This is a genomic window from Microcoleus sp. AT8-B5, assembly GCF_036705565.1.
In the GTDB taxonomy this organism is placed as follows: domain Bacteria; phylum Cyanobacteriota; class Cyanobacteriia; order Cyanobacteriales; family Microcoleaceae; genus Microcoleus.
In genome coordinates this window covers 1-10140 of the sequence record NZ_JAUBUY010000093.1, presented here as the reverse complement: position 1 = coordinate 10140, position 10140 = coordinate 1, and the positions used below count along the sequence as shown (strand labels likewise).

General features: G+C 42.8%; 7 protein-coding genes. All 7 read left to right on the top strand.

Translation table 11 applies throughout. The features are described from left to right. Positions 1-3285: RHS repeat-associated core domain-containing protein (locus tag QUB39_RS29895; RefSeq protein ID WP_333212772.1), on the top strand; the 3285-nt coding region annotated here is incomplete at its 5' end. Positions 3286-3295: 10 nt separating this feature from the next. Continuing rightward, entirely contained in the window at positions 3296-3976 is a 681-nt protein-coding gene (locus QUB39_RS29890) for a hypothetical protein (RefSeq protein ID WP_333212774.1), read from the top strand. Positions 3977-4246: 270 nt separating this feature from the next. Further along, positions 4247-6460, top strand: a complete 2214-nt coding sequence (locus QUB39_RS29885; RefSeq protein WP_333212776.1) for an RHS repeat-associated core domain-containing protein — start codon at positions 4247-4249, stop codon at positions 6458-6460. Between the two features lie 119 nt (positions 6461-6579). Beyond that, positions 6580-7362 carry an SMI1/KNR4 family protein gene (locus QUB39_RS29880; RefSeq protein WP_333058090.1) on the top strand — a complete coding sequence of 261 codons (783 nt, stop codon included), beginning with the start codon at positions 6580-6582 and terminating at the stop codon, positions 7360-7362. Between the two features lie 10 nt (positions 7363-7372). After that, entirely contained in the window at positions 7373-8395 is a 1023-nt protein-coding gene (locus QUB39_RS29875; RefSeq protein WP_333058093.1) for an RHS repeat-associated core domain-containing protein, read from the top strand. Between the two features lie 65 nt (positions 8396-8460). Beyond that, positions 8461-9819 (top strand): hypothetical protein, encoded by a 1359-nt coding sequence (locus tag QUB39_RS29870; RefSeq protein WP_333058089.1) that lies wholly within the window; start codon positions 8461-8463, stop codon positions 9817-9819. Between the two features lie 72 nt (positions 9820-9891). Further along, on the top strand, positions 9892-10140 hold a 249-nt coding region (locus QUB39_RS29865), incomplete at its 3' end, for a hypothetical protein (protein ID WP_333212778.1).

Sequence of the window (10140 nt, the reverse complement as noted above, 5' to 3'; positions counted from 1 at the left end):
CCTGTTTTCAATCAAGTAACCAGCGAAACTGATGAATTAGGCCGCCAAACTCTTTACGAAATTGACCCGCTTACTGGTAACAGAATAAAAGTGACAAACGTAGTAGGCGCTGTTGGCGACAGCGATGATGTTGTTACTAGCTATACCTACACAAACAAGAATCTCATCGACACTGAAACTGACCCGAACGGACGGGTAACAGATTACGATTATAACGATAAAGACCAGTTGGTTAAGATTACTGTTGCTAAGGGAACTCCTGATGAAGCGGTACAGCAGTTTGAGTACGATGCTGCGGGCAATCAAAAGGCAGTAATTGATGAAAATGGCATCCGCACTGAGTACGAATATGATGCGATGAATCAGTTGAAGAAGACGATGTTTGCTAAGGGGACTCCTGATGAAGCGGTGCAGGAGTTTGAGTATGATGGTGCGGGAAATCAGACGGCAACAATTGATGAGAATGGCAACCGTACTGAGTCTGATTATAATATCATGAATCAGCTCGTTAAAGTGACGGCTCCTGACCCGGATGGCAGCGGGCCGCTGACATCGCCCGTGACGAGTTACGAGTATGATAAGAATGGGAATCAGGTATTAATGCTTGATCCGTTGGGAAGGAAGACTGAGTATCGGTATGACAGTCGGAATCGCTTGGTTGAGACGGTTAATCCTGATGGTTCTAAGGAAAAGATGCGGTACGATTCGGATAACAATCAGACGGCGAGCTTTGATGCTAAGGGGAATCGGACTAACAAGGTTTATGATGCTCGCGGCCGGTTAATTCGAGAGGTCGATCCTAGTGAAAAAGTTACTCGTTTTGAGTATGATGCTGCGAATCAAATGGTGGCTCAAGTTGATGCGAATAACAGCCGCATTGAATACAAGTACGACGACTTGGGAAGAAGAACCGATGTTACTGAAGGGGCAACGACTGCTGTTGCCAGTACGAGCAAAACTGAGTACGATAAAGCTGGCAACGTTACTGCTGAAATTGATGGGAACAATAACAAGACTCAATTTGTTTACGATGCTAGAAACCGTCAAACCCGCGTCATTGATGCTTTAACTCCATCGGGGGCTACCATCACAGAATACAATAAAGTCGGCAATATCTTATCGATAACCGACCCATTGCAAAACAAAACAACATTCACTTACGATCCTAAAAATCGGTTAAAAACAGAAACCAACCAACTCAACAAAACCCGGACTTTTGAATACGACAAAGCCAACAACCGCACCAAAATTACTGACCGCAACAACCGCGTCCGTTCCTTTACTTACGATGCCCTAAATCGGGAGACGGCAGAAAATTGGCTCGACAATACTGGCACTCCCATTCGCAGCATTACCTCTACTTACGATGCCGCAGATCAACTAACATCTGTAACCGACCCCGATTCCACTTACAAGTTTAGTTATGATTTGAAAGGACGGCAAATTGGAATTGACAATACAGGAACTCCTGGAGTCTCGAATGTGTTGTTGAATTACACCTACGATAGTGAAGACAACCTGCTGTCTGTCAGCGATACAATTAACGGTGCAGCTAAAGGTACGACTGCTTACACCTATGACAATTTAAACCGAGTCAGCCGCATCACTCAAAGCGGTAACGGCGTGGCGTCAAAACGGGTAGATTTCGGTTACGATAATATCGGTCAGATCCAATCAGTTAACCGTTATTCCGATTTGAACGGCAGTCAGTTGGTGAGAGGAACTACTTACACATACGATGCTAAGAATCGTTTGGATGTTCTCAGTCACGGTAGCGGAGTTTCTCACGATTTGGATTACGATAATGGGAATCGGATTACCAAGATTACTGATGCAGATGGGTTTACTAACTACACCTACGACAAGAACAATCAGCTAACAGTTGCCGACCATTCTAACAGCAACAAGCCGGATGAAAGTTTCGGTTACGATGCCAATGGCAATCGGAATAGTTCGGGATATCAGGCGGGAACCAACAATCGGTTGAATTCTGATGGTAAGTATAATTATACTTACGATGATGAAGGTAATTTGATAAGTCGGACTGAGATTGCGACCAATAAGGTGACGGAGTATCAGTGGGATTATCGGAATCGGTTGGCGGGGGTTGTTGATAAGGATGCTGCGGGGAATGCAGTGCAAAATGTAGGGTTTAAGTACGATTCTCAGAATCGGAGAATTAGCAAGAAAGTGGGGAATGCAGAAACTCGGTTTGTGTATGACAGGGATAATGTACTGTTTGATTTTACAGCTTCAGGGACGAGTCAGCCTGTTTTGGACAAGCGGTATTTTTATGGGAGTGGTGTTGACCAACTTTTAGCGCAAGAGAATGCTCAGGGAACAGTTTTGTGGGCTTTGAGCGACCAGTTGGGGACGGTAAAAGATTGGGTGAATAATAGCGGGAGTGTTGTGAATCATGTGGGGTATGATGCGTTTGGTGGGGTGGTGGCTCAAAGCAATCCTGCCTTGGGAAGTCGGTATGGGTTTACGGGGCGGGAGTTGGATGCTGAAACTGGGTTGTATTATTATCGGAGTCGGTATTACAATCCGGGAATAGGACGGTTTATTGGAGAGGATTCTATTGGGTTTAGTGGTGGGGATGCTAATCTTTATCGGTATGTGGGGAACAGCCCTATTAATAGAATTGATCCTTCGGGAACGACTTCTTTTGGACTGCAAGTTTTGCTAGAATTATCTCAACGAGGTAGTACAAATCGACAAGTATACACAGGATTTCCGCCAGCAGAAAGCTACGACCAAGCTTTGATAAGAGCAACTAACTGGTTTTATCTGATAACAATCCCTGAAACTCGCCGCAATGGTGCAGGACCCGCAGCTTTTGATGGCACAGTAGGTGGTGCAATGTGGTCTATATACGGACAGCTAAGGGATAATGATTTAGAGAGAGGTAGAGGTCAAGGTACTCTGCGACCTTCATCTTCCAGTGAGCCACATGTGCCAACCATAGATTTGACAGCGGATTTTTGGAGGCTAACGCATAATACGCCCGGTCATGAAGTTGTTCGTGAGATCAAGTTTCGCTACAGGGATGATGATAACAACAGTAATTTACAGCCGTGTCAACGCCCAGCTCTGAGACCAGCTCAAGAACCCCAATTCGCCCCAGAGAATTTCCCTAATCCAATTAGACCAGCTCGTCCAGCCCCAGCTCCAGCCCCAGCTCTAGCCCCAGCTCCAGCTCCGTTTCAATTTCCAATTATACCTGAGCTAATACAAAAGGTGGGCGATGGGATAGGTGGGTGGTTGCGACAAAGGCAGCAATAAAATAAACTTTGTGGGATTTGATACTTTGAAACACAAAACTACTCATATGCACGCTCTCACTGAAGATGAATTTCACTTAAAAGCAGAGCCTTTCCTTCGGAAAATTTTTGTGAACGACAATCCCTTTAGCGAACCTTTCTCATCAGAGGTGATAGGACGTACAATTATCTATCCTTGTGAAGATGAAAATGACCTTCTACTAATTGAAGCACTGATTAGGGCAGCAGTAGATTTAGGTGATACTGGCTGCTATATTTCACTACTACCTACAGGATACCCAAGTGATAATCTCTGTCACTGTTATATCCCATTATCAGAGTTTCTTGAGGGCTATGCTGGAACAGAAGAAGATAGGCTAATTGGACCGAGGTTGGGTATGAATCCTTATACTTTAGACAGCGTTATCTATTCAGATCGAGGGAAGTGGGGGCTGATGAAATCACATGAACGTTTTGGATTGCTGGGTGGAGCGCTAGAGTTTATCGAAGAGATTCGAGGAGCTATCCCGGATTTAGACAATCAGGTGTATGGTTTTTTTGAGCGTTTGCGATTACTTCTGGTAGATTGTGATGTGAGCCCCCCGGATATCACTCGAAATAAATGGTTGCCCACGTTGTTAACCCATGTGTATGGTTCTCAAGTCGCTGAAAAGTTATTGTTGGAGGAGACTAGACTACTAGAGAGAATGTGAAGGTGGTCGCTAAAATTATGAAGTAAAATCAACAGCATGAGAGAGCGATTGCCATAAGTTACGGATGCTTTAAACCGTCAAACAACTGTCACTGAAGCCCTCAACAAAGTCACAACTACAGCCTACGATCCGGTTGGCAACATCACTTCACTTACCGACCCGGCAAATAACAAAACCACTTACGCTTACGATGAATTAAATCGCCTGAAAATTGAAACCAATCTTCCTCTCAACCGCACTCGCAGCTACACTTACCATGCCGCAAGTAATTTGATAACTGTCAAAGACGGCAACAACCGCACTCGCAAGTTTGTTTACGACAAACTCAACCGCCCAAAAGAGGAACAGTGGCTGAATTCAGCTAACACTTCTATTCGGACGATTACTTCAAGCTACGATGCAGCAGGTCAACTTAAAACTATTAGCGACCCCGATGCAACTTATGCTTTGACTTACGATTTGGCTGGGAATTTGGAAACTGTTGACAATGCGGGAACTCCGAACGTGCCAAATGTGTTGTTGAAGTACGCATACAATCAGGTTAATCGTCCGATTTCTGTGACGGATACAATTAACGGTCAATTGCGGGGAACGAAGTCTTTTACTTATGATGATGGGAACCGAGTAACTCGGATTACTCAAAGTGGGAATGGGGTAAGTTCCAAGCGGGTGGATATGAGTTATGATGCTGCGGGTAAAACTAAGGATGTTACTCGTTACAGCGATTTGAATGGGACGGGTTTGGTGGCCTCAAGCGAGTATGTTTATGACACTGCGGGTCGTTTAACTCGGTTGAGTCACGGTAAGGGGAATGTGACGTTAGCTAATTATGCTTGGACTTACGATTTTGCCAATCGAGTGACTGGATTTACTTCGCCATCGGGTAGTACCAATTACAGTTATGACAAGCGAGACCAGTTGACTGGTGCAGATTATAGTTCTCAGAGTGATGAGAGTTACAGTTACGATGATAATGGGAGTCGAACTAATTCTGGATATCAAACTGGAAGTAACAATCAGTTGCAGTCTGATGGTGTTTACAATTACGACTACGATGGTGAGGGGAATCTCACGAAGCGGACTGATATTGTTACGGGTGAGGTGACTGAGTACAGTTGGGATTATCGGAACCGTTTGAGTCAGGTTGTGGGTAAAAATGGTAGCGGTTCTGTGATTAAGTCGGCTCAGTATAGTTATGATGGTTTGAATCGCCGCATTGTTAAGGAAGTTGATGCGGATGGTGCTGGTAGTGCAGCGCCTCAAGTTGAGCGTTTGGTTTACGACGGACAGCATATTGCTTTGACTTTTGATGGAAGTGGAAATCAAACACACCGCTATTTACACGGGGTGGAAACTGACCAGATTTTGGCTGATGAAAGTGCTGGCGGTAGCGTGTTGTGGCCGTTAACTGATAATCTGGGAACGGTGCGGGATTTGGTTGATTCTAATGGGGCGATTCAGAATCGGATTGGTTATGATAGTTTTGGGAAGGTTACTGCTCAAACTAATCCGAGTGTGGGTTTCCGCTTTGGTTTTACGGGGCGGGAGTTGGATTCTGAGACTGGATTGTACTACAATCGGGAGAGATATTATGACCCAACACCGGGTCGATTTATCAGTGAAGATCCAATTAAGTTGAGTGGCGGAGATGCCAATCTTTACAGATACGTTTACAACAATCCTACCAACTTAGTCGATCCTTCTGGGCTTTACGGAAAAGTAGTCAGTCAAGTACGCAATATTCAGTTGACTAATCCTAGTATGAATGGTGATATTATGCAGGTGTCGGTTTACGGTACTGCTGGCATTTCAGTACCACGTTTAGGTACTGTACTTCTCCCGCACCAAATTGTCTTTCTTCTAAGTCAGGTTACAGCTCTTCCCGATTTATCTCCTCCAAGCTCTGGAGCTGACAGAAGAGCTAGAATAGATGCTCTTGCCAGACAATTTAGAGATGTTGATACTGACCCGAGAATTTCTCTGAACTCAGGCCGAATTCTCAACAATGTTACAGTAGTCAATGATCTTACTAATGCCAGGATAGAATATAGTAAAAGTCCGGGTATTGAGAGTAATGTACCACCTTGGGGAGGTATATATGGGAACGAAGATAGCGGACATATTGTTCCTCGCATTCTCGGTGGTTCTCACGATAAAAAATACAACTTTTTCTCTCAAAATCGTTCTATAAATCGTGGAGAATTTAACAATTTTGGAAAAGCGTTAGTTGAAAAGCTTGATACTCTTCAGTCTGAACATGAAAAATGCCCCCCCGGACCTAAACCCAGTCTTGATTATCAAGTCAGTCTTGTGCATAAAAATAAAAGTGTAAGAGAGAGTGAATATCCTTTACGACCTACTCAAGTTAATGCCAGTGCTCGATTTTCAGATGGAACATCAATTACTGAAACCTTTTCTAATAAAATAAGAGCTGTAACTAATCGCCGACGAAATCAAGCCTATTTTCGCACAAGAATTAGGTAAGACAATGTAGTTACTTTAATACAAACTTACACTTTTATCTGCCACCACACTGTCTACATTTGAAATGACGGTTAATCGGCTTAGATTTTGACTCAAACCTTAAGAAATCTAGAAATATTATGGCTAATGATGACCTGACTAAATGGCGATCGCTTCTTTCCCAACTAGATTTGAATCTAGAATGTTTTTGTGGACCTAATTATTTACAATACCCCGATCCGGTATCAACTTTAAATGAAGCTGAACTGGAAGATTTTGTATCCCAACAAGGATTGGTTTGGCCAAAGGGATGTTTGCCAACTTTAACTGAAGCCCAGCTCAAGGACTTTGAATCGCAAGCGGGTTTTATCCTTCCTCAAGGATATCGAGAATTTTGTCAAGTATTGGGAGCAGGAGGATTTGGTTTAGGTAATTTTTTTATTAATTATCCCGATATTGATAATATAGAAGGAGACTTAGACGAAAATGAGGCTCTTCTTGAATCTTGTAAGGATAGCTCATTGTGGTCAAGTGAAGTTAAGGAATTACTGGATAACGCTTATCTATTTGGCGGTGGTGGCGGTCTGGTTGCTTTTGTTTTTGACTTAAGAACTTACAACGAACAAGATTCAAGCTATGACATTTATGGTATTAAATGCGATAGTAACTTTACTTGTTATTTAGGTCGAGACTTCTTTGAGTTTGTCCGCGATATCTGTATTGGCGATCGAGCCCAGAAAGAATTTCCCGAATTACTACTAGGAGGACTACTAGATTTTGAGAAAGATGACCCTCGTTATAAGAGTACAACTTTTTTTTTATATCCTATCGACTCTAGATTCACAGATGAAGAACTAGAAGAAGGGGAAATAGAGGACGAGGAAGAAGATGAAAACTTTGAAGTAGATTACTGGTTAACTTAATCAGAATCGGATTGGTTATAATTGTTTTGGGAAAGTTACTGCTCAAACTAATTCGAGTGTGGGTTTCCGGTTTGGTTTTACGGGGCGGGAGTTGGATTCTGAGACGGGGAATTATTACAATTCGAGGTATTATGACCCGCAGGTGGGGAGGTTTATTAGTGAGGATACTATTGGATTTGGGGGTGGAGATGCTAATCTTTATCGGTATGTGGGGAATAGTCCTACTAATTATACTGATCCGTCGGGAGAACAGGTTCCTGTAGCGATACCTTTGCCTGCACCGGCTTTGCCTCTACCGCCTTTGGGTGGTCTTCTCCAGCGTGTGCCTGGTTTGGGTATATTGCTTGCACCTCCTGGTGGTGGTGGGTTGCTGAATCCTCTTCCTGCTGGTCAGGACGATCGACTGTTTCAGGAGAGACTGCGGAGAGGGTTGATTCAACCTCAGGGACAAACTCAGCCTACTCCACTGCTTAATCGACCAACTCGTTCACAGCCATCCACTGCGCCGTCAACCTCTCCAGCTTCGCCACCTCTTCCGAATCCTGATTGTAAAACTTGTGCAGATGACCCCGAACTCAAGAAATATGTCAAGTGTGAGACAATATTTAGAGGAACAGGGGGAGAACAGGGTATCCTAATTGGTTTTAGATATAACAGCCTTGAAGATGCAGCGAATAATTTACAAAAAACAAGGCGCGAATTAGCAAATGACAGACAGCCAAATAGAGAAAGACTATGGTGGTTGCAGAGTTTGCTTCCTCCTATAGGAGCTTTACCATATAAAGCCGATGATAAGTTACCTTGTCCTTATCCAAAGCCTACAAAAGACGGTGGTGCGCGTCACTACAATGTAGAGATAAGTGCTAACGATAACGTCCGAAAAGACCAAGAGTGGTCGTCATCTAGCGCTGGCTCACTCGGAAGATGTGAATGTTGTGAAGATACTGTCACAGGACCAAAGAAAAGAGTAAGATTTTCCATTTTGAATATAAAAAATGCAAATAGCCGGAAAATTCACAATTCTGATCTCTAAATCAATTACTTGACTGGAACATAACCTTTTACGCTTGATATAGATGCTGTGTAATTAACAAGCAAATGACTATAAACAGAGTAGAGTATTTAATGATCTTGTCTGCTTTAACAGAGACAGAAATTTTCATAAATGTCGCATCTGATTGGCGACTCTCCCATGCTGAAGTGGTATCAGCAGCCAATCGGTTATTTCAAAGTGGCGATATATTAGCAGCATTTTCTAATGAAAATGGAGAAAATATTAGAGGTGTAGCCCTAACAATATCTCAGATTTGGGCAAGCCTAAATGGAAAACTCAACGCTTTTTACTACTTAACTTCTCAGGGAGGAGCAAGGTGGGAAGGCTTAACTGGTGCTAATTGGAATTATTATCATAAATGGTGTCTGGGTTATCAGCGTGATGAAATAACTGGATTATTTCGTTCAGAAATAATCTGTTGTTCTCAGCAGATTATGCAAGAAATTATAAATTATTGTGAATATTTAGAAAACCAAATTCTTATTTCAGAAACTTGTTTTTGGGAGGATATAGGATTTTGGAAAGCAACGTACTGGAAAACTTTACCCAAAGCTTACAAAGTTACTTACCAGCATCGATATTTTGAATTGTGTATCGACTCAAATACACCCAAAGAATGGATTGAGAAAGATCGACAAGCGAAGCAGTGGTACTCAGAAATTTCGCATTGGTATACAGAGCCAGAATTAGATACAAACCCATCAAGTCTCTTTGAAGATATAGCACCAATCTCTTACGCAGCATTGGCAGAAACTCCGAATTCAAAGGTTGAATACTTGCTGCTAAAATCTGTTGTAATAAACTATTACGGGTTAGAAAGCGTTGCATACTCAGAACACTTATCTCATGCTGAAACAGCACTTGCAGCCGATTCCTTGTTTCAAAAAGGAGATATTAAAGCAATAGTGTTTGCTGATGAATATGATGCAGAGGGGACTCCTGATGTTGTTTTAACAATGGCTGGAATTCAAGACCACTTAGACGGGAGACTTAAAGCATCATACTATTTAACTCCTCAAGGAGGTGCTAAATGGGAAGCAATGGCTCATCCTGCCTGGAATAAGTTTCTTATTGCGAATTTTCTGAACATCTTCCCCTATGAAGAGGGAATTATAGGTACTGAGCGCGAAATTATAGAGCAATTGCTGGCTGTGGATAGTTTGATTTTAATACACGAACATATCCCAGGAACCGAAAAGTGGAATGTCCTTGAACCATTTCAAGCTACCTACTGGAAGACTTTACCGCGAGGCTATCATGTTAGTTGCGAACATAAGTCTAGTGATTTTTGTCCTTGGAAATTAGATGACAATACTCCGGTTGAGATAGTTGAGGAATACAAGCAGGCGAGTGAATGGTACGAGAATGTGAAAAAATGGTATACAGACCCTTCCTTTGACTAGAATTTAACTTTTTTACTTAATAGTTGAATTAACGAATGCAAAGCAAAAGGCGGCTTAACCTCTTCCGTAGAAATGCACTCCGGGGCAGTAATAGAAACACACGACCTCGTACCCTATCAGTCAATGGGAGAAACCCGCAGCTTAACTCTAACCTACGATTCTCTCAGAGCAGACCCCAGACCCATTGTCCATTTCGGCTACAATAACGCCCCCGCCGATGCAGCGCAAAAGTTAGTCGCTAAATTAACCGTAGATGCAGGAAAATTTCAGTATCAAATACCCGGATATTCTGGCAACCAATACAGTTTGACAGGAGGCGAA